Below are 19,442 nucleotides of genomic sequence, written 5' to 3'. Positions count from 1 at the left end.
GTTCACTCCTACCGCTTGGATGCTGACTTTCGAGCCTTCGGATTCCGGCCATGCTTGCTGGCGTCTTTGCGCGCCGGGCGCTTCGGAGGGGCCTCAGGTTCGAAGAGTTCCTGGATCGATCGCACTGTCACTGCCCTGCGTAGCCAGAGTTTGAGCTGTGAGAATTCCGTGCAAGCGAGGATCTGCTGGCGCGAAGTGGAATCCACCTCGATGCCCCGAGCGTCGAGCACCTCGAGCAGCGCTGTCGTCTCGCCCTTCTGGAGGCCTTCCTGGAGCCCCTTCTTGTGGCCTTCCTGGTGCCCCTGAGCCATCCACCGGCGGAAGAGTTCGGTCTGGACCTCGTAGTTGCCACTCTGCATCAGCGCCTCCAAGGCTCTGCGGGCCGCCTCGCTCAGCGAGGATACAGCCAGGTCAAGGTAAAGGCGGAACCGCTCCGCATCAAGACCTGGAGCTGTGCTCAAGACTGCTTGGATGATGGACGGGCCCACTTTTTCGTGCCCGTGCGCCATGGCCGACAACACCGCCAGCTCCGGGTCCTTTCTGGCTGCCTGCTCGTCAACAAGGATCGGAATGACGTCCGGTCCCGCTACCAGCGGCTGGAGTACGAAGCCGGGATGGCCCAGGTTGATAGGTCGAGCACACCAGCGAGCCACCGCCTCGTCTGGCGCGACCACCAACAGGGCCGTGGGACATCCCACCCGCGAGCGCAGGCTCGTCAGGTACAGCGGCCATGTCTTGCGCTTGTCCTCATCCCGCGACAGCTGCACCTCCACCACGATGGCGAAGATGGGCTTGCCGTCCAACAGCAGCACCACCAGGTCCGCTCGGTACTCGGTGGGCACCACCTCGGTCAGCTCGGCGGACTCCACTCGAGCCTCCGAATAGGTCGGCACATCGAGACCTAGCACGTCGTGCAGTAGCTCGGGCGCCAGCGTCGGACGGTTGCGGAACAGGAGCACCAGCCCCTCATGCTGCATCGATGCCATGAGATGGTAGCCTACGCAATAGGTCTGACACGAACGGCCTACCTGTCACCATCCCAATCAGCCCTACGAGAAACCTCATGAAGAGCGAGCACCCACCCGAACCGCATCGGTTCTGCATGCTCCCAGGTCCGAGAGTCGGAGACTGGATCCTGGAACGCCTACCTTTGAGCGGGTAGACCCGATGGCAAGAGCAGCCCCGCAGGCGGCGGCAATGAGCTGAACTGGTATGACAAGCATACCAGTTGGCTCGAATCGCTCCCGGAGGGAGGACCCCGTGTGGGTTCACGAGCAGCGTCGATAACGGTCATCGACCTCATCGATTGGGCACGGCTCTCTCATGACAATAGGTAGTGAGCGCCGCCATCTCCCGGGACACCGAGGCTCGGTGGCCGCATCGCCGCTCCTGGCGATGCCGTGCATGGAGACGCCATCACCATGAAGCTCCTTCCTCCGCTCGTGCTTGCGGCAATAGTGTTCGCTTCATCGCCGAGCACAGCGCAAGAAGCCTCCACCACCACTCCTCCACTCACGACCTCGGAGGGAATCCGTGCGTGGAAGGTGAAGAACTCGAACTGGCAGCGCTGGGGGCCCAAGGACGAACTCGGCTCCGCCAACCTCATCTCTCCCGCCAAGCGGAAGCAGGCCGCACGGCTCGTCCAGGACGGAGTGTCCGTCTCCCTCGCTCGGACCATCGAAACCCATCAGGCCGAGGACGTCCCGTCTCCGCTCGTCCACACCATGCTCGCCAGCGGAGAGCCCGCGGACTCCCAGTACAGCGCGGACTCGCTCTCCATCGGCTTCCACGGTTGGTCACATACGCACATCGATGCGCTGTGCCACATCTTCGATGGCGGCAAGACGTTCAATGGATACGACCAGAGCCGCGTCAACGCGTCGGGTTGCTCCGTGCTTTCGGTGAACGCGCTCAAGAACGGCCTTGTCACGCGCGGAGTGCTCATCGACATGGCCGAGTTCAAGGGTGTCCCCTACCTCGAGCCCGGCACTCCCATCCGGGCGGAGGACCTCGATGCCTGGGAGAAGAAGACGAAGGTGCAGGTGTCGAGCGGTGATGCCGTCATCATCCGCACAGGCCGCTGGGCTCGCCGGGCCGCTGTGGGGCCGTGGGATGTCTCGAAGCACTCGGCCGGGCTGCATGCCTCCACCGCTGAGTGGTTCCACAAGCGCGGCGTCTCCCTCGTTGCCACGGATGTCGGAGCGGACATGCTCCCCTCGGGCATCGAGGGCAACCCCATGCCCGTGCACGTGTTGCTGATCAACACCCTCGGCATCTACATCATCGACAACGTCGACCCCGAGGCGCTGAAGAAAGCCGCCGCCGAACGGCACCGCTACGACTTCCTCCTCACCGTCGCTCCGCTGGCCGTGGAGGGAGGAACGGGTTCTCCCGTCAACCCCATCGCGCTCTTCTGAGGCAGTTGCCGCGGCATGACGCGGCGGCGTGCCACCCCCTGCTTTCCCGGGTCAGCGGCGCCAAGCTCGGCAGCGCTGCGGAGCAACGTCTCGCGCAACCAGATGTGCCCGGCGTCCGTGTGACGCGAGCCGTGCCAGCGCATCGCGATGCTGTTCTCAGGCAGAGGGATGGGAGGTGGGCTGACCGCCAGGTCGAACGCCTCCGCCGTGGTCAACGCCGCGCGCCGCGGTAGGCATGCGAGCAGGGCCGACTGTCTCAGCACGTAGGGCACCGTGAGCGAGTGGGACGTGTGCATCACCACGCGCCGACGCTTCCGAAGCTTCGCCAGCGCATCATCCACCACGTCGAATGCATCGGCGCGTCGAGAGATGCGCACGTGGGGAAGCGCGAGGAAGTCATCCAAAGAGAGGGGTAGGCGGACACGCACCAGTTCGGGGTGGAAGAGGCACAGATAGCCCTCGGAGCACACTTGGCGGCGTTTGTGGTGGGGCGCGCCCTCCAGCAGAGGCCCCACCAGCAGGTCCAGCTCACCCTCGTCCAGCATTCGAAGGCTCGTGGCTTCATCCACGGGCGTCAGCGAGAAGGAGACCCCCGGCGCCTCCCGAGCCACATGCGCCATGAAGGGCGGCATCAGTGCGATCTCGAGTCCATCCGGGATGCCGATCCGGAAGTGGCGCTCGTCCGTCGCCGGATCGAAGCGCCGCTCCAGGAGCGTCAGGGTCTGGATGCGGGCGAGCACCTCCCGGACCGTTTCCGCCAACGCCCGAGCATGAGGCGTCGGCTCCATGCCGCCAGGGCTGCGCCGGAAGAGCTCGTCCCCGAGCAGCTCCCGGAGCCGGCCGAGGTGATGGCTCATGGCAGGCTGCCCGATGCCGATGCGTGCGGCGGCTCGCGTCAGGTGCCGCTCCTGCAGCAAGGCATCGAAGGCCACCAGGAGGTTGAGGTCGAGGCGGGAGAGGTTCGCGTGGTCGATCGGCGTCACGGCTCTCCACTTAACAGGGAGCAGGCAGGGTACCGCTCCACCTTCAGGTGCACCGCGCCTCACGGGTTGCAACTCTCAACATCTGCTGGAATGGCGGCTTGACTCAGCGTCAAGGATGCCGAGACTGGCAATTCCCCATCCTGGCAGAGGGACGCCCCTTTTCCGCAACGTGCTCGTGCTCCTGAGATGAAGCCCCTCATTCTCCTTATTTCGGGCTCCCCCCATGTCCGAGCCCTCCAGACCCTCGCGCTGGAGAGCCAGGGCTGGCAGGTGCATGAAGCAGACAGCGTCTCGGCCATTATTCCATGGGGCCCCCGGCCAGATGCCATTGTCCTGGAGTCCAGTGCGCCACTGGAGGGCCTGGCCTCCGAGGATGCGCCCCGCCGCGCGCTGGAGGCCCTGGGCGTTCCCCTGCTCGTCATCGCCTCCGCGGCGGAGCAGGAGCGGCTCACCCGGCTCAAGCTCCGCGCTGTCTTCCTGGGACACCCATTGTCCCTCGGCGCGCTGGTGGAGGCCGTCCGCACCGTGCTGCCGCCCGAGGTCCAGGCTCCCGTCGGCCCGCACCGCCCGAAGATCCTGCTCGCCGATGACGATCCCGTCTCGCGCAAGCTGCTGCTGCTGCTGCTGGCTCCCCTCCGCTTCGATGTGGTGATGGCCCACGACGGCCTGGCCGCCCTGGAAGTGGCCCGGCGGAGGCTCCCGGACGCGGTGCTCGCGGATGTGCTCATGCCGGGAATGGACGGCTTCCGGCTGTGTCTGGCCCTGCGCAAGGAGCCTCGGCTGGCCCATGTGCCCGTGCTCCTCACGCACATCGGCGCGCCGGACGAGCTGGACCTGCGCATGGCCCAGAACGTGGGCGCCAACGGCTTCGTGCGCCGCTCTCAGGAAGGGGATGAGATTCTCGGCGCGCTGCTGCGAGAGCTGCGCTACGGAGGCTCCATCTCCGTCGCCTCGGAGCAGAGCCCCTCCGTGGACGAGCACCTGCACGGCATGGTGCGGCGGCTCGAGCGCCAGGTGGGCCTGCTCACCCAGGCCGAGCGCGCCGTGAGCGAGAGCGAGGAGCGCTACCGGCTCATCGTCGCCGGCTCCTTCGATGGCGTCTGGGACTGGGATCTGCGCCGCCGCACGTTCTGGTGCAGCCCGCGCCTGCTGGAGATGCTCGGCCTGTCGCCGGAGGAATTCCCCGGCACCTACGAGGCCTTCGTGGAGCGCCTGCACCCGGAGGATCGCGACACGGTGGTGAATGCCCTGTCCGCGCACCTGGAGCAGGAGGTGCCGTATGACGTCTCGTTCCGGTTGCTCCACGCCGAGGGTGGCTACCGCTCCTGTGTGAGCCGGGGCCGCGCCCAGCGCGACACCGCGGGCCGGCCAGTGCGCATGGCGGGCATCATCGATGACGTCACCGAGCGGCTCCGCCTGCTGCGCGAGGCCCAGGAGGCGGTCCGCACCCGAGACGAATTCCTCAGCGTGGCGGCCCACGAGCTGCGTACCCCGCTGACGGCGCTCCGACTGCGGCTCCAGGGCGTGAACGCGACGCTGCAGGAGGAGCGGCCCTGGTCTCCGGAGCGCATCACCCAGGCGTTGGGGTCCGCGGACCGTCAGGTGGAGCGGCTCGCCAGCCTCGTCGATACGCTGCTGGACGTGTCCCAGCTCCAGCAGGCGCCAAGGTTGGAGCTGGAGGATGTGGACCTGGCCGTGGTGGTGCGCGAGGTGGTGTCCCGCTCGGAGCAGGAGGCCGCGCGCGCGGGCTGCCACCTGGTGCTGAGCACGCTGCCCAGCACTCCGGGGCGGTGGGACCGCGTGCGCATGGCCCAGGTGGTGAAGCACCTGCTGGCCAACGCGATGAAGTTCGGTCCCGGCAAGCCCGTGGAGGTAGTGCTCGAGTCCGCGTCCGACACGGCGGTGCTGCAGGTGCGAGACCACGGCATCGGCATCGCGCCCGAGCGGGTGGAGGGGCTCTTCCAGCGCTTCGAGCGCGCCGTCTCGGCTCGCCACTATGGAGGGCTGGGCCTGGGGCTGTACCGGGTGCGCCGCATCGTCGAGGCCCATGGTGGCGCGGTGACGGTGCACAGCATACCGGGGCAGGGCGCCACCTTCCGCGTCCACCTGCCTCGCGGAGGCGTCACGGCGAACGCCAGCCTCATGCCGCCCGCGCAGGCCTGAGCCTGCTCCGAATCAGAGGGAGTTCAGGAAGGTGAGCAGGACCGCCCGGTCCTCGCCCGAGAGGCGCCGGAACCGCTCGCGCGCGGGCTCGGCCTCACCGCCGTGCCAGAGGATGGCCTCCATCACCGAGCGCGCCCGTCCATCGTGCAGCAGGCGCGTGTGGCCGCTCACCGTCGCCGTCAGCCCCAGGCCCCAGAGAGGCGGCGTGCGCCACTCCTGCCCGGAGGCTGCGAAGTCCTCGCGCCCGTCCGCCAGCCCTTCGCCCAGGTCATGCAGCAGCAGGTCCGTGTACGGCCAGATGCGCTGGCCCGAGAGTTCCGGGTAGCCCTCCAGCGAGCCCGTCACCATCGACGGCCGGTGGCAGCCCGTGCACCCTACGCGATGGAAGACGTCCTTGCCGCGCAGGGTCTCCGCCGCGTCCACACCCTGGCGCGCGGGCACGCCGATGACGTGTGTATAGAAGGTGAGCGCCTCCAGCTTGCGCGCCTCCAGCTCCGGCGTGCCGCCATTCGGCGCCGCGAGGCACTCGGCCTGCGTGGCCGTGCAGGGCTCGTCGGGCGCCAGCGGCGAGGTGATGCCCATGTCTCCCGCCATGGCGCCCGCGTTCTGGTGCTCCAGGTCCGGTTGGTTCGCCTTCCAGCCGAAGCGCCCCAGCACGGTCTCCCCGAGTCGCTTGTTCCACACGCGGTTGGGCCGGCCGGAGATGCCATCACCATTCGCGTCATCCGGATCCGCCCACTCGAGCAGGGTGGCCTCGGGGACGGCGGCCAGCAGTCCCAACCCGAACATCGGTTGCGCCACTCGCGGAGACAGCCGTGTGTCCGGCCTCAGCGGACCGTGCGCCAGTTGCAGAAGGACATACTCGGGGACCTGGAGCGAGTAGGACACGCCGTCTTCGAAGGCCCCCAACTGCTCGCTGGTCCGCACCTCCACGCGGACCTCCGGCGAGACGCCCGACACGGCGCGGGACTGGAGTTGATCTCCGTACGTGGGCTCGGGCACGGGGGCTCCTCGGGAGTCCGTACCGGGGATGCTCAACCGCACCAGCAGCGAGGATGCCCGCTCGGAGGGACCCGGCGGTGCGCCTCGCCCGTTGCGCTGATGGCACTCCATGCAGGAGACGGCGTTGTAGAGGGGCCCCAACCCGTCCCGATCCGTCCGGCTGTTCGGCGCGGGGAACCAGTCCGCCTCGAAGAAGGCCTCGCCCACGTTGAACTCCGAGCGCCGCTCCACCGACAGGTTGCCCGCCGGGTGGGTGAAGGCGTTACGGCTCGTGTCCGTCACGGTCGTCGCTCCGCCGGGCTGGTCCTCGCCCGGCTCGACGAAGTCATGGCGCGGACCCTCTGGAATCTCGGGCCCGTCATCGGGGGGAGACTGCGGGGGAGACTCCTCGGAGCTGCAGGCCGAGGCCGCGAGCCACAACGCCAGCAGCGGCAGGAGCAGGTGCCTCAAGGCAGCGTGACCTGGACCGGCTCGGGATAGGACCAGTTGTCCAACAGATCATCCCGTCCGAGGCTGCCACGGGAGCTCCATCCCCAGGCGAAGATCGCCCCATCCTTCCGGATGGAGATGACGTGCGTGGCGCCCGGGGCCAGGGTGAGCAGCCCCGTCAGACCGGAGACGGAGGGCGTGGGCTCGTTCATGTCCGTCTTGCCTCCGTTGCCGAGCTGGCCGTTGAAGTTCTGTCCCCAGGAGATGAGCGAGCCATCCGCCCGCTGCGCATAGCTCATGTTTCCGTTGGCGAAGACGGCGCGCGCGTCCGCCAGCCCCTTTACCTTCAGGGGTGAAGCGCTCTGATCATCGGGGAACGTCTCGCCGGAGCCCAGCTGGCCACTGGCGTCGAGTCCCCAGCCGGACACCGTCCCATCCGAGTGCAGGGCGAGCACGTGATCCCTTCCCGTGGCGATGTCCACCACCCCCGTCAAACCGGGCACCTGCGTGGGCGTGGAGTGAGGCGTACTGTCCACGGTGCCCCCGCCCAGGTTGCCGTACGAGTTCCGGCCCCATACCCACACGGTGCCATCGCGCCGCAGCGCCACCGAGTGCATGGAGCCCGCGACCACCTTCACCACGTCCGAGAGCCCCGACACCGCCACGGGGTAGTCCGCGAGGCTCGCCGAGGACCCGTCGCCGAGCTGGCCCGTGCTGTTGTCCCCAAAGGCGCGCACGGTGCCGTCCTCCATCAGCACCAGGGCATGGCGATAGCCCACCGTGATGGCCACCACACCGCTCAGGCTGGAGATGAGCGTGGGGCTCCAGCGAGCCGTGAGGTCCGGTGTGTGCGGATGTTCGGGATCGGGAGGCGCGCCCAGGCCGAGTTGCCCCTGTGCGTTCTCGCCCCAGGACCACACGGTGCCATCCGCCTTCAGCGCCAGGGAGTTGTTCTGGTTGAAGGCCATGGCGGCAACGCCTTCGAAGTCCGGCACCTTCAGCGGCAGCTTCTGATCCGCCGTCACCGAGGCCCCCAGGCCGAGCTGTCCCCGGTTGTTGCGGCCCCACGTGTAGAGGAAGCCGTCCCGCACCACGCCGGTGTGCAGCCCGCCCGCACCGCTCCGGCTCCCGTAGTAGAAGGAGGCCGTCACCTCGGTGGCATTGCCGCTCGCGTCCGTGGCACGAAGCAGCACCTTGTTGGCTCCGGGCCGAGGCGTCACCTCGAAGGCAAAGGCCCCGCCCGTTCCCAGCGCCGCCACATCCAGCGCCTCGGGCTCCGAGCCGTTGAGCGCCCACGTGAGGGAGGCCAGGTGCAGCGCGTCCGTGGCGGTTCCCTCCAGGCGCACGCGCCGCACGGTGATGCTCTGTCCCTCCATGGGCGAGAGCACCTGCACCTCGGGTGCCTGCGTATCCGGGGGAGGGCTGCGGGTGATGCGCACCTCCGAGGTCCCCACGCCTCCGTAGCCGTCCACCGCGCGCAGGTGGAGCAGGTGCTCGCCCTCGGCCAGAGGGAGAGCAAACGAGAAGGGGAAATCCACCGTGCCTGGTTCGATCTGCAGGGCTTGAGGGGCGCCCTCATCCACTTGCCAGGTGAGCTCGGCCAGACCGCCGTCGGCTTTCACCCGGCCAGAGATTTCGAGGGACGACTCGTGGGTCTCCGCCACGGGTCCGGGTGAGAGCACCACGAAGGACGGCGCTTCGGGCTGGTCAGGAGGCGGGGGAGGAGGAGACGCCGAGTCACAGGCGAACAGCAGCAGCGCAGGCAATACCGTCAGGAGGCGAGAGTTCATCGCCGCCGGGAATATCGCTATTAATAGTCATTATCAATTGGGGCGGCCGAGCCCCAGGCCTGCGGAGGCCCGGCCGCCCCGGATGGCAGCCGGGCCACTTCCCTTCAGGCCCAGGCCACTACGCCTTGATCTGGTCCTTCTTCTCCGAGGTGCCCAGGCCCAGCTTGATGCGCTTGGGCTGGACCTCGGGGCGCTTGGGCAGCGTGAGCGTCAGCACGCCGCTCTTCAGCTCCGCGTTCACCGCGTCCGGGTTCACGCCCTCCGGCAGGGTGAAGGCGCGGCTGAACGAGCCGTAGTTGCGCTCGTAGGTGTAGAAGCGGTCGGACTCCTCGCGCTTCTCGCTCTCCCGCTTGCCGCTCACGACGATGCGGTCACCGGTGAGCGTCACCTCGATGTCCTTCTCCTCCACTCCCGGCAGGTCCGCCTTGAAGATGAAGGCGTCCTTCGTCTCCTTCACCTCGAAGGCCGGGACGAAGGTGAGCGCGCTCTCTCGCCCACCACCCGTCAACCACTGGTTCATCAACTCGAACGGATCCCACCCCATCAGTTCCTGCATGCGCTGGAAGGGATCCCACTCGCGGGTTCTCTGAAGACCCCCGGTGCCACCACCACGACGAACAGGTAGATCAGCCATGACGGTTCCTCCTTCTTCGCTTTGGCAGCGAAGTCACGGGGACTCGCCGCCGTCTCTTCGAACCGTAAAGCAGGATCCGATCGCTGCAAGGCTCGATGCCTGCGAGCGGAAGGGCGGGCGGTCTCCGCGGGCCACCCAGGGTCTCCTGTCGAGTGGCCGACACCGCCGCTCTTCTCGCGGCAGGCGCCCTCGGGGTTGCCCGCCAGGCCGCCCAACCACAGGGCAGGCGCTATGTGTGGCGCGGGCGAGATCGCTCGCTACATCCCCGTATCAACCCCACCGGAATGTCGGCCACTGGGCGATGCCATGGTACGCCGGACGGTGAGAGCTTTCCCTCCCGTGGAATCTCTCTAGGTTGGCCAGCCGTTGCCAGAGGACGTTCATGCCCGAAGTACTCGTCGTCGATGACAGCAAGGTGATGAGGGACATGGTGGTGGCCTGCTTGCGGCCCTACCCTGGCCTCGCCTTCACCCATGCCTCCAGTGGACTGGAAGCCATCGAGAGGCTGTCCCTCAAGCCGTATGATCTCATCATCCTCGACCTGAACATGCCGGACATTGGCGGCATCGAGGTCGTCGAGTTCGTGCGCAGCCAGGACACACTGCGCCACCTGCCCATCGTCATCGTCACCACCCGTGGAGACGAGGCGTCCCGGGCCCGGGCCCTCGAGGTGGGGGCGGACCGCTTCATGACCAAGCCCTTCACTCCGGACACCATCCTCACCGAGGTGAGGGGGCTGCTCGAGAGGGGGCGCGGTTGAGCGTGGAGCTGGCGGACTTCCTCCCCGCCTACCTCACCGAGGTGGAGGAGCTGCTCGGAGCCGCGAATACCCACCTGCTCGCGCTGGAGACGGCCGCGAAGCAGCGCTCCGCCAGTCCGCGCAGTGTCCGCGAGCTGTTTCGCGCCCTCCACACCATCAAGGGCCTGTCGGCGATGATCGACGTGGAGCCGGTCGTCTCCATCGCGCACTGGATGGAGACCAGCCTGCGCCAGGCCGATCACGCGGGCGGACGGCTGCCCGAGACCAGCATCGAGCCACTGATGGAGGGCCTGCGTGCCATCGAGCAGCGGGTGCGCCAGCTGGCTCTGGGCAAGCCCATCTCCGAAGTGCCCAAGGCGTTGCTGGACCGGCTGGAGGCCCTGGACGTCCATGCCGCCTCTCGCGCGGGCCGGACGGCGGCTGTGACGCTGGAGTTGGAGCCCGCGGTCGCCTCGAAGCTCTCCGCGTCCGAGCAGGAGCAGCTCATGACGGGCGTGCAGTCAGGACGCAGGGCGATCCGGCTGGACTATGTGCCCTCCGCCGAGCGGGCCTCCGCGGGCCTCACCATCAACTCGGTGCGCGAGCGCCTGGCGCAGCTCGCCGAGATCGTCAAGGTCGTCCCCCTGGCCGGTCCCACCTCGGGCTCGGGGAACCTCACCTTCGCGTTGCTGTTGCTCACGAATGCCGAGGACTCGGTGCTGCTCGGCGCGGTGGGCGGTCCACCCGCGACCCTACGGGTGCTCGCGTCCGCTCCCCAGTCCCCTCCTTCCGCTTCGCCTGCCGACGAGCCAGCCCCGTTCGAGGAGGAGAGCGCCGCCGCGGAGCCTCGTCGCGGCGGGGTGCTGCGCGTGGAGGTGTCGCGCCTGGACGATGCGCTGGAGCGGCTGGCCGCGCTCGTCGTCAACCGCTCGAAGCTCGCGCGCGCCGTGGCTACGCTCACTGCAATGGGGGCTCCCACGCGCGAGCTGGTCCAGGTGCTCCAGGAGAACGCGCGCCAGCTCCGGGATCTGCGCGCTGCCATCCTCCACCTGCGCATGGTGCGGGTGGGCGATGTGCTGGAGCGGATGCCTCTGCTTGTCCGAGGGCTGCGCCGCACCACTGGCAAGCAGGTGCGGCTCGTGATGGACGTGGGGGACGCGGAGCTGGACAAGGGCGTGGCGGATCGACTGCTGCCCGCGCTCGTCCACCTGGTGCGCAACGCCGTCGATCACGCCGTGGAGCGCCCCGAGGAGCGCCGCGCCGCCGGCAAGCCCGAGGAGGGCGTGGTGCGGCTGTCCTGCCATGCACGCACGAACGGCAGGCTCGAGCTGAAGGTGAGCGATGATGGCCGGGGCGTGGATGCCGCCGCCGTGGCCGCGCGCGCCGGGGTGCCCGTGCCCACCTCCCCCGAGGAATTGCTGGAGCTGCTCTGCCGTCCGGGGCTCTCCACCCGCGTGTCCGCGGACTCCACCAGCGGGCGCGGCATGGGCATGGACATCGTCAAGCGCATCACCGTGGATCAGCTTGGCGGCGAGCTGAACCTCGAGACGCAGCCCGGCAAGGGGACGACGTTCTCGCTGTGCGTGCCCCTCACCATCACCATCCTGGATGCCTTCGTCTTCGAGTGCGCCGCCCTGCGCTACGCCGTACCCGTGAGCGCGGTGGAGGAGATCATCGAAGTGGACTCCACTCGCATCATCCGTCCCCCAGGGCTCGCGGAAGGCGGGGTGACGTTGGTGGAGCGGCGAGGCCACGCTGTCCCGCTCGTGCCGTTGGAGCGGCTGCTGCGTCGGGATGCCGGACGCGAGGGCCCCGGCTCCAAGGCCTTCGTCGTGCGGCAGCGCGGCGCCCCCGTGGCCTTCGCCGTCGACCGGCTGCTCGGACAGCAGGAGATCGTCCTGCGGCCGCTCGAGGATCCGCTCGTCCAGGTGCCTGGGGTGGCGGGGGCCACGGACCTGGGGGATGGCCAGCCCACGTTGGTGTTGGACCTGCCGACGCTCAGCGCGGCCCAGGGAACCCTCCGTCAGGAGCGCCAGAGAGGAGGGGTGGCATGAGCACACTCCACGTCGTGTTCAAGGTAGCCGGCGCCGAGTACGCGATTCCGGCCTCCGAGGTGCTTCAGATGGAGTCCTTCAGCGGTGCCACGCCCGTGCCGGGGGCTCCCTCGCATGTGGCGGGCCTGGTGCAGGTGCGTGGCCGCGTGGTGCCGGTGGTGGATGCGCGAGCGCGCTTCGGCCTGCCGCCCGCGGAGCGGACATTGGACTCGCGAGTGGTGGTGGGACAGCTCGGCGCGCGCACCGTGGGACTGCTCGTGGACAGCGCACGCGAGGTGATGAAGCTGGCGCCCGACCAGCTCCAGCCGCCGCCCCCGCTGGTGGCGGAGCAGGCCCGAGGTTTCGTGAAGGCCGTGGCCCAGATTGGCCAGCGGCTGGTGATGCTCATCGATTTCTCCCGAGTCATCGGGGAGGAGAAGGTTCATGGCGGTTGAGAACGTGAGTGGCAACCCGGTGGTGGAGGAGCCGCACCAGCTCGCCGAGAGCGCATCCCGCGCGGTGCAGGAGAGCGTCGGCGTGCTGCAGACGCTGGAGCAGCTCACCACGAAGCTGGCGGCCAGCGGCAACGAGCAGGCCGCCGCCAGTGAGCAGGTGCGTGTCTCCATCGAGTCCGTGGCCGCCAGCGTGGAGGAGACCTCCGCCTCGCTGCAATCGCTGGTGCGCTCGCAGCGGACGGTGAGCGAGTCCGCCCGCGGCGTGCAACAGGAGGCCGAGCAGACGGCGGGCGCGCTGCAGGAGCTGACCGCCTCCGTCTCGGGGGTGCGCAAGGACGCGACCCTGCTGGCCACCAGCGCGGAGAACACCGCCGCCACCTTGGAGGAGACGGCCCGCTCCGTGAAGGGCGTGAGCGTCAGCGCGGAGGACCTGGCCGCCTCCAGCGAGGAGCTGCTGTCCACCATGACGCAGATGAGCGCCACCGTGACGGACGTGGTGGCGCGCAACCAGGCCAGCTCCGCCGCCACCGAGCAGGTGGCCGCCACCATGGAGGAGATGTCCAAAGGAGTCAGCCGGCTGGCCACGGACGCGCAGGGCGTGGGCGAGCGCGTGGCCACGGTGACGACGGCCGTGACGGGTATTGGCCGGGCGTTGAGCGAGGTGTCCCGGGATGCCACCAGCATGGCCGCCAGCGTGGAAGAGACGGCCTCCACCACCGAGGAACTCGCGCGCTCGGTGCGCGGGTTGGCCGAGCACGCCCGCACCCTGGAGACGTCCGCCGCCTCCACCGCCTCCACCGTGACGGAGGTGGCCGCCAGCGTCGAGGAAGTAGCCGCCACCGCGGAGAAGAACGCCGCCACCGTGGACGCCAACGCCGCCACCATCGAGCAGCTCGCGCGCTCCGCGCAGGCGGTGGCCCGCGGCGCCGAGCAGATCAACGGCCTGGCGGCCACCAGCGCCACCTCCTCTGGCCAGTTGGAGACCGCCACGCGGCGCATCGCGCAGATGGCCGAGGAGGCGCGCACCACGGGTGAGCGCGTCAGCACCACGGCCCGCGAGGGCGGCGCCACCGTGGCCCGCTCCATCGCCGGCTTCAGCCGCATCCGCCAGTCCATCACCGAGTCCGCAGGCGTCATGAAGGAGATGGGCCGACGCGCCGAGGAGATTGGCGACATCGTCCAGACGATCAACCTCATCGCGGACCGCACCAACCTGCTCTCGCTCAACGCCAGCATCGAGGCAGCGCGGGCGGGTGAGCACGGGCGCGGTTTCGCCGTGGTGGCCGAGGAGATCCGCGCGCTGGCGGACCGGGCGGCGGCGGCCAGCGCGGACGTGGCGAAGATCGTCCGGGGTCTGCAGAACACCGCGCGCGAGGCGGCAGCGGCCACGGGAGACGGTGTGCGCGCGGCGGACGAGGGGGCCTCTCTGGCGACGGACGCGGAGCGGGCGCTCGGCTCCATCCTCAAGGGCGTGGAGGAGTTGGGGACGACGGTGCGCGAGGTGTCCCGCGCCACCAGCGAGCAGGTGCAGGCGGTGCAGTCCCTCTCGCAGGCCACGGCCCGCGTGAGCGAGCAGGGCCGGATCATCGCCGCTTCGGCCACGGAGCAGGCGCAGGCGGCGCAGGCGCTGGCGCAGGGCGCGGCGGAGATGCGCCGCATGGCCAAGCAGACGACGCAGGCCACGGCGGACCAGGCCCGCGCGCTCAGGGACGCGGTACGCTCCAACGGGCAGCTCGCCGCGGCGGCGGAGCAGGTGTCCCGCGCGATGCAGGAGCAGGCCACGGCGGCCGGAGAGCTGGCGAAGGCGGCCTCGCAGATGCGCGCGTTGGTGCACCAGGTGAGCTCCTCGATGGTGGCGCAGAGCAAGGAGGTGAGCGGCGTGGCCGCGCTCGCTCAGGAGGTGACGTCCGTCACCCAGCGCACCATGGCCGCTCTCGCCGAGCAGTCCAAGGGTGCGGCGGAGGTGGCTCGGGCCATGGAGGACACGCGCAAGCAGGTGGCCCACGTGGCCAAGGCGGTGGTCGAGCAGGGCCGGGCCGTGAAGCAGAGCGAGACGGCCGCGCGCCAGGTGGCGAAGCTCGCCGCGGAGGTGACTCGCGCTACCGAGGAGCAGAGCCAGTCGCTCGCCTCGCTCACCCGAGGCGGCGAGGAGGTGCGCCGCGTGGCCAAGCAGACGGCGCGAGCGCTGGATGAGCAGGCCGAGACGCTCACTGCCATCACCACCTCCTCCAGCCGGCAGGCGGCGTCCCTGGCCGCGGTGGCTCGCGCCTCCACGGAGCAGGCGACGATGAGCGAGCAGATCGCCCGCTCGGTGGAGGACATGCGCATACGCTCCCGGGAGATCGCCAGTACCACGGCGCAGCAGTCTCGCGGGACGGCCAATACTGCCGGCGAGGTGCGTGAGGTGACGAGCCGGCTGACGCAGCTCTCGAGGATGCATGGCGAGCAGGTGGAGCACCTCTCGCGGCTGAGCGGGCTGCTGCGAGGTGCGTGGAAGGCCGAAGGGAAGACCGCCCGCACGATGGAGCAGGCGTGAGTCCTTCCACCCATCCCCTGTCCCTGTCCGCGGATGACCGCGCCCAGGTGGAGGCCGTCGAAGCGCTCGCGCGCCGGGGCGCCACCAGCCTGGATGCGCTCCTCTCGGACCTGGAGACGCCGAGCTGGGCGGTGCGCCGCGCCGTCATCGGCGTGCTGGCGCGCATGGGTACTCCCGCGGTGGAGCCGCTGTGCGAGGTGCTCCGCCGCCGACGTGACAGTGAGTCGCGGCTGGCCGCGGCCGTGGAGGCACTGGTGGCCTCCACGGGCGAGGTGGACGAGTGCGTCATCTCTCTTGGAGAGGATCCCAACCCCGCCATCGTCTGTGATGTGGCGCAGGTGCTGGGCCGGCGCCGCAGTCGGCGGTCCGTGCCTCTGCTGTCGAAGCTGACGGTGCACCCGGATGACAACGTCGCGGTGGCCGCCATCGAGGCGCTCGGGCGCATCGGAGGCGGCGCCGCGGTGGACGCGCTGCTGGCGGCGCTGGGCAGCGGCAACTTCTTCCGCATCTTCCCGGCCATCGACGTGCTCGGGCGCTCCGGCGATCCCTCCGTGGTGCCGCCGCTGCTGGGCCTGCTGGCGGATCCCTTCTACGCCACCGAGTCGGCGCGTGCCCTGGGCCGCACCGGCCAGGAGGCCGCCGTGCCTGCCCTGGTGGGACTGTTGCAGCGGGGCACGGACGCGGTGACGCGCGTGGCGGCGGTGGCCTTGGTGGAGATCCACGAGGCCCAGGTGCAGCGCTTTGGTGGGACGCGGGTGGTGCAGACGGCGCTGCGCGTGCGCTCGACCACGGCGGACCTGGGGCGCCGGCTGGCCCGGTGCATCTCGGGCGCGGACGCGGCGGAGAAGGCGGCCCTCTCGCGGCTGCTGGGCTGGGTGGGCGGGCCGGATGCGGCCACGGGGTTGCTGGCGCTGCTCGACGCGGAGCCGACGGTGGCTCGCGCGGCGGCCAACGCCCTCATGGAATTGGGCCCCGAGGCGGACGGTCCCATCCTCCAGGCCCTGCGGGAAGGAGACAGCGCCCGCCGGTTGGTGCTGCTGCCCCTGGTGGCCCGGCGTACCTCCGCGGTGCCGGATGTGGTGCTCTGCCTGCAGGATCGAGACCCCTCGGTGCGGGCGCTGGCAGCGGACACCCTCTCCCGGATTGGAGATCCATCCGCCGTGGCCGCTCTCTTCGAGCACCTGGGGGACGAGGATCAGCGGGTGGCTCAGGCAGCGGTGGGTGCCATCCAGTCGCTCGGCAGTGCGCAGACGGAGGAGCTGGCCTTGTCCGCGGCACGCTCCGCGGATCCGCGCCGCCGCCGCGCGGCCCTGCGGATCATCTCCTACTTCGGTTATCCCCGTGGGCTGGACGTGCTGCTCCAGGCCATGCGTGAGCAGGACGAGCGGCTGCGGGACGCGGCCATCTACGGCCTGCCCTTCATCGATGATCCGCGCGCGGTGGACGCGCTGTTGGAGGCCGCGCGCCACGACTCGGAGCGCACGCGCGCGGCGGCCATGCGCGCCTTGGGACAGACGGAGAAGGAGGCGCGCGTCACCTCGTGCCTGCTGGGAGGCCTCAACGACAAGGATCCCTGGGTGCGCTACTACGCGTGCCAGTCCCTCGGGAAGTTGAACGAGGAGGCCGCCGCGGACGCCATCGTCGCGCTGGCCAATGACGACGCGGGCCAGGTGCGCGTGGCGGTGGTGGACGCGCTGGCCCACCTGCACACCGAGAGCGCCATGGTGGCGCTGCGGCGGGCAGCCGCCTCGGAAGACTCGGACGTGCGCCGCGCGGCGCTGCTGGGGCTGGGCGTGTCCAAGCGCCCGGATGCCCTGCCCGTGCTGATGGCGGCCGCCACCACGGGCGATCCGGCCACGCGGCTGGTGGCCCTCTCGGCGGTGGCGGAGTACGACGCGCCGGAGACGGTGACGGCGCTGCTGCGCTCGGCGGGGGATCCCGACGAGAGCGTGCGCAGCGCGGCCGTGGGCTTCCTGGCCACCCGTTCGGGCACGGCCGCCACCCAGGCGCTCGTGTCGTTGTTGTCGGATCCAGCCCTGCGCGAGCGGGTGGTGAGCGCGCTGGCGCTGCCGGCCGAGGGCCGCATCCCCGGCTTGCTCGCGGCATTGGAGTCCGCGGACGAGGTGGTGGCGCCGCTGTTGGTGGCGGCCCTGGCACGGATGCAGCGGGCGGATGCGCGCGCGGCACTGCTCGCGGCGCTCCAGTCGAGCAGCCCCGCGGGCCGACGCGCGGTGGCGGTGGCGGTGGCGGCGCTGGGCACGGTGGAGTCCCGCGAGGCGCTGGAGCGGGCCGCTGCCCAGGACGATGACCCCGAGGTGCGCCGTGCCTGCCTCCTGGCTCTGAGCCGCTGATGCCCTCGCTCCCGCTGTCTCCACAGGTCTTCGCCATCATCACGTCGCTCGTCGAGCAGCGCGCGGGGCTGCACTACGAGCCCGGTGATCGGGAGCTCGTGGCGGACAAGGTCTCCACCCGAGCGCTGGAGGCGGGCTTCGAGTCGCTCTACGACTACTACTGCTTTCTCAAGTACGACCCGGGCGGGCCTGCCGCGCTGGATTCCCTCGTGGACGCGCTGCTGGTGCACGAGACGTACTTCTTCCGGGATCCGCTGCCTCTGGAGGTGATCTCGGACGAGATGGCGCTCGCGGTGCGAATGGGCCGGAGGCCGCGGGTGTGGTGCGCGGCATGCTCCACGGGGGAGGAACCCCTCACGCTGGCGATGATGCTCCACCAGCGGGGTGTCCTGGAGGGCGTGTCCCTGTTGGCGACGGACTACAGCCAGCGGGTGTTGGAGCGGGCTCGGGCAGGGGAGCACAACCTGCGCGCGATGCGGGCGCTGCCTCCGGGCATCGAGGGCCGGTACCTGGAGTTGGTGGATGGGAAGCCGCGGGTCCGCTCGGAGCTTGTCGCCGCGGTGGATTGGCGCCGGATGAACCTGGTGGACGCGGAGGCCATCGCCGCGCTGGGCACCTTCGACGTGATTCTCTGCCGCAACGTCCTCATCTACTTCCAGGACGACACCTCGCGGCGCGTGGCGGAGTCGTTGACCCGGGCCCTGGTGCCCGGCGGGAGCCTGGTGGTAGGCACCTCCGAGTCCCTGCTGCGCTTCGGCACGGCGTTGAACTGCGAGGAGCGGCGCGGCGCCTTCTTCTACACTCGCCCCAAGGAGGGCGTATGACGTCGTCTCCCATCCAGGTTCTGGTCGTGGACGACTCGGCTTTTGCGCGCAAGGTCATGAGGCAGGTGCTGTCCTCCGCGGAGGGCATCCGCGTGGTGGACACGGCGCGGGACGGGCTGGACGCGCTGGAGAAGATCGCCGCGCTGCGCCCGGACGTGGTGACGCTGGATCTGGTGATGCCGCAACTGGACGGGCTGGGAGTGCTGAAGTCCCTGGCGGGGGCTGCCACGCCGCGGGTGGTGGTGGTGAGCAGCGCGGACGAGGAGAGCGAGCTGGCGGTGGCCGCGCTCCAGGCGGGAGCGGTGGAGTTGGTGCACAAGCCCACGGCGCTGGCCACGGAGCGGCTCTACGAGCTGGGCGCGGAGCTGGTGAGCAAGGTGCGGATGGCGGCGGGGGCTCAGGTGCGCGCGGCGGCGGAGGCGCGGCCTGTGGAAAAGCCCCAGGCTTCGAGGGAGCCGGCGACGGCGCGGAAGCTGGTGGTGGTGGGGACTTCGACGGGAGGCCCGGCCGCGCTGACGCGGTTGATGGCGACGCTGCCTGGGGACTTTCCCGCGCCGCTGGCGCTCGCGCTGCACATTCCCGCGGGCTACACGGAGGCGCTGGCGCGGCGGCTCAACAACCTGAGCTCGCTGGAGGTGCTGGAGGCCACGGACGGCCTGGAGCTGAGGCCAGGGCGGGCGGTGCTGGCGCGGGCGGGCATGCACCTGCGGGTCGAGCGGGATGGAGAGAGCGCACAGGCGCGGCTCTCCCGGGTGCCGATGCAGTCACCGCACCACCCCTCCGTGGACGTGCTCTTCGCGAGCGCGGCGGCGGGGTGGGGGGCGGACGCGGTGGGGGTGGTGCTCACGGGCATGGGGGATGACGGGCTCGAGGGAGCGCGCGCCATCCGTGCGGCGGGGGGCCACGTACTGACGGAGGCGCCCGAGTCCTGCGTGGTGTACGGCATGCCGCGTGCGGTGACGGAGGCGGGCCTCTCCCACGCGAGCGCTTCGTTGGAGGAGATGGTGGCACTGATCGAGCGCTACGTGCGGTGAGCCAACGCTACGGGGACACACGGAAAACCCGAAAAGACCCGGACTTTCCTCT

Annotated in this window: 14 protein-coding genes; 9 read left to right on the top strand and 5 right to left on the bottom strand. The window is 70.0% G+C overall.

Annotation, left to right across the window (positions count from 1 at the left end; all coding sequences use genetic code 11):
* Nucleotides 1-8: 8 nt before the first annotated feature.
* Nucleotides 9-986: a hypothetical protein gene (locus KY501_RS10460; RefSeq protein ID WP_224362645.1), complete on the bottom strand. Its 978-nt coding sequence runs from the start codon at nt 984-986 to the stop codon at nt 9-11.
* Nucleotides 987-1,421: 435 nt separating this feature from the next.
* On the opposite strand from KY501_RS10460, the gene KY501_RS10455 reads away from it, so the two are divergent.
* Entirely contained in the window at nt 1,422-2,417 is a 996-nt protein-coding gene (locus tag KY501_RS10455; RefSeq protein WP_224362644.1) for a cyclase family protein, read from the top strand.
* Here the strand turns inward: KY501_RS10455 and KY501_RS10450 are convergent.
* A complete protein-coding gene (locus tag KY501_RS10450) occupies nt 2,336-3,400 on the bottom strand; it encodes a LysR family transcriptional regulator (protein ID WP_224362642.1) in 1,065 nt (354 codons plus the stop codon). The two genes, KY501_RS10455 and KY501_RS10450, sit on opposite strands and share 82 nt — an antisense overlap.
* Nucleotides 3,401-3,586: 186 nt before the next feature.
* On the opposite strand from KY501_RS10450, the gene KY501_RS10445 reads away from it, so the two are divergent.
* A complete protein-coding gene (locus KY501_RS10445; protein ID WP_224362640.1) occupies nt 3,587-5,563 on the top strand; it encodes an ATP-binding protein in 1,977 nt (658 codons plus the stop codon).
* Between the two features lie 12 nt (nt 5,564-5,575).
* Here the strand turns inward: KY501_RS10445 and KY501_RS10440 are convergent, their stop codons facing one another.
* The 3 genes from KY501_RS10440 to KY501_RS10430 all read right to left on the bottom strand — a co-directional run bounded on the left by KY501_RS10440 (nt 5,576) and on the right by KY501_RS10430 (nt 9,418).
* A complete protein-coding gene (locus tag KY501_RS10440; protein ID WP_224362638.1) occupies nt 5,576-7,015 on the bottom strand; it encodes a di-heme oxidoreductase family protein in 1,440 nt (479 codons plus the stop codon).
* Nucleotides 7,012-8,784, bottom strand: a complete 1,773-nt coding sequence (locus KY501_RS10435; RefSeq protein WP_224362636.1) for an RCC1 domain-containing protein — start codon at nt 8,782-8,784, stop codon at nt 7,012-7,014. The genes KY501_RS10440 and KY501_RS10435 overlap by 4 nt, the downstream gene beginning before the upstream one ends.
* 118 nt (nt 8,785-8,902) lie before the next feature.
* On the bottom strand, nt 8,903-9,418 hold the full coding sequence (locus tag KY501_RS10430; RefSeq protein WP_224362634.1) for an Hsp20/alpha crystallin family protein: 516 nt from the start codon (nt 9,416-9,418) through the stop codon (nt 8,903-8,905).
* A gap of 382 nt (nt 9,419-9,800) precedes the next feature.
* Between KY501_RS10430 and KY501_RS10425 the strand changes: the two genes are divergently transcribed.
* From KY501_RS10425 to cheB, 7 genes are read left to right on the top strand one after another with little or no spacing between them, the layout of a single operon-like run.
* Nucleotides 9,801-10,178, top strand: a complete 378-nt coding sequence (locus KY501_RS10425) for a response regulator (protein ID WP_224362628.1) — start codon at nt 9,801-9,803, stop codon at nt 10,176-10,178.
* A 2-nt stretch (nt 10,179-10,180) separates the two neighbouring features.
* Complete coding sequence (locus KY501_RS10420) at nt 10,181-12,211, top strand: chemotaxis protein CheA (protein WP_224362938.1); 2,031 nt, start codon at nt 10,181-10,183, stop codon at nt 12,209-12,211.
* On the top strand, nt 12,208-12,645 hold the full coding sequence (locus KY501_RS10415; RefSeq protein WP_224362627.1) for a chemotaxis protein CheW: 438 nt from the start codon (nt 12,208-12,210) through the stop codon (nt 12,643-12,645). The genes KY501_RS10420 and KY501_RS10415 overlap by 4 nt, the downstream gene beginning before the upstream one ends.
* Nucleotides 12,635-15,181, top strand: coding sequence for a methyl-accepting chemotaxis protein (locus tag KY501_RS10410; protein WP_224362626.1), 2,547 nt, complete (start codon nt 12,635-12,637; stop codon nt 15,179-15,181). Before KY501_RS10415 ends, KY501_RS10410 begins: the two co-directional genes overlap by 11 nt.
* Entirely contained in the window at nt 15,178-17,532 is a 2,355-nt protein-coding gene (locus KY501_RS10405) for a HEAT repeat domain-containing protein (protein WP_224362625.1), read from the top strand. Before KY501_RS10410 ends, KY501_RS10405 begins: the two co-directional genes overlap by 4 nt.
* Nucleotides 17,532-18,356 carry a CheR family methyltransferase gene (locus KY501_RS10400; RefSeq protein ID WP_224362624.1) on the top strand — a complete coding sequence of 275 codons (825 nt, stop codon included), beginning with the start codon at nt 17,532-17,534 and terminating at the stop codon, nt 18,354-18,356. The genes KY501_RS10405 and KY501_RS10400 overlap by 1 nt, the downstream gene beginning before the upstream one ends.
* Nucleotides 18,353-19,390 carry a chemotaxis-specific protein-glutamate methyltransferase CheB gene (cheB, locus tag KY501_RS10395; RefSeq protein WP_224362623.1) on the top strand — a complete coding sequence of 346 codons (1,038 nt, stop codon included), beginning with the start codon at nt 18,353-18,355 and terminating at the stop codon, nt 19,388-19,390. The genes KY501_RS10400 and cheB overlap by 4 nt, the downstream gene beginning before the upstream one ends.
* Nucleotides 19,391-19,442: the final 52 nt, after the last annotated feature.

Origin of the sequence: Hyalangium versicolor, assembly GCF_020103695.1 — a bacterium.
GTDB classification, from domain to species: domain Bacteria; phylum Myxococcota; class Myxococcia; order Myxococcales; family Myxococcaceae; genus Hyalangium; species Hyalangium versicolor.
This window is presented reverse-complemented; position numbering and strand designations above follow the sequence as displayed.

Bases quoted from the DNA above. Each gene is read 5' to 3' on its own strand.
- KY501_RS10425 (WP_224362628.1), top strand. From the start codon at position 9,801: ATGCCCGAAGTACTCGTCGTCGATGACAGCAAGGTGATGAGGGACATG.
- KY501_RS10460 (WP_224362645.1), bottom strand. From the start codon at position 986: ATGGCATCGATGCAGCATGAGGGGCTGGTGCTCCTGTTCCGCAACCGT.
- KY501_RS10455 (WP_224362644.1), top strand. From the start codon at position 1,422: ATGAAGCTCCTTCCTCCGCTCGTGCTTGCGGCAATAGTGTTCGCTTCA.
- KY501_RS10430 (WP_224362634.1), bottom strand. From the start codon at position 9,418: ATGGCTGATCTACCTGTTCGTCGTGGTGGTGGCACCGGGGGTCTTCAG.
- KY501_RS10410 (WP_224362626.1), top strand. From the start codon at position 12,635: ATGGCGGTTGAGAACGTGAGTGGCAACCCGGTGGTGGAGGAGCCGCAC.
- KY501_RS10415 (WP_224362627.1), top strand. From the start codon at position 12,208: ATGAGCACACTCCACGTCGTGTTCAAGGTAGCCGGCGCCGAGTACGCG.
- KY501_RS10445 (WP_224362640.1), top strand. From the start codon at position 3,587: ATGAAGCCCCTCATTCTCCTTATTTCGGGCTCCCCCCATGTCCGAGCC.
- cheB (WP_224362623.1), top strand. From the start codon at position 18,353: ATGACGTCGTCTCCCATCCAGGTTCTGGTCGTGGACGACTCGGCTTTT.
- KY501_RS10435 (WP_224362636.1), bottom strand. From the start codon at position 8,784: ATGAACTCTCGCCTCCTGACGGTATTGCCTGCGCTGCTGCTGTTCGCC.
- KY501_RS10400 (WP_224362624.1), top strand. From the start codon at position 17,532: ATGCCCTCGCTCCCGCTGTCTCCACAGGTCTTCGCCATCATCACGTCG.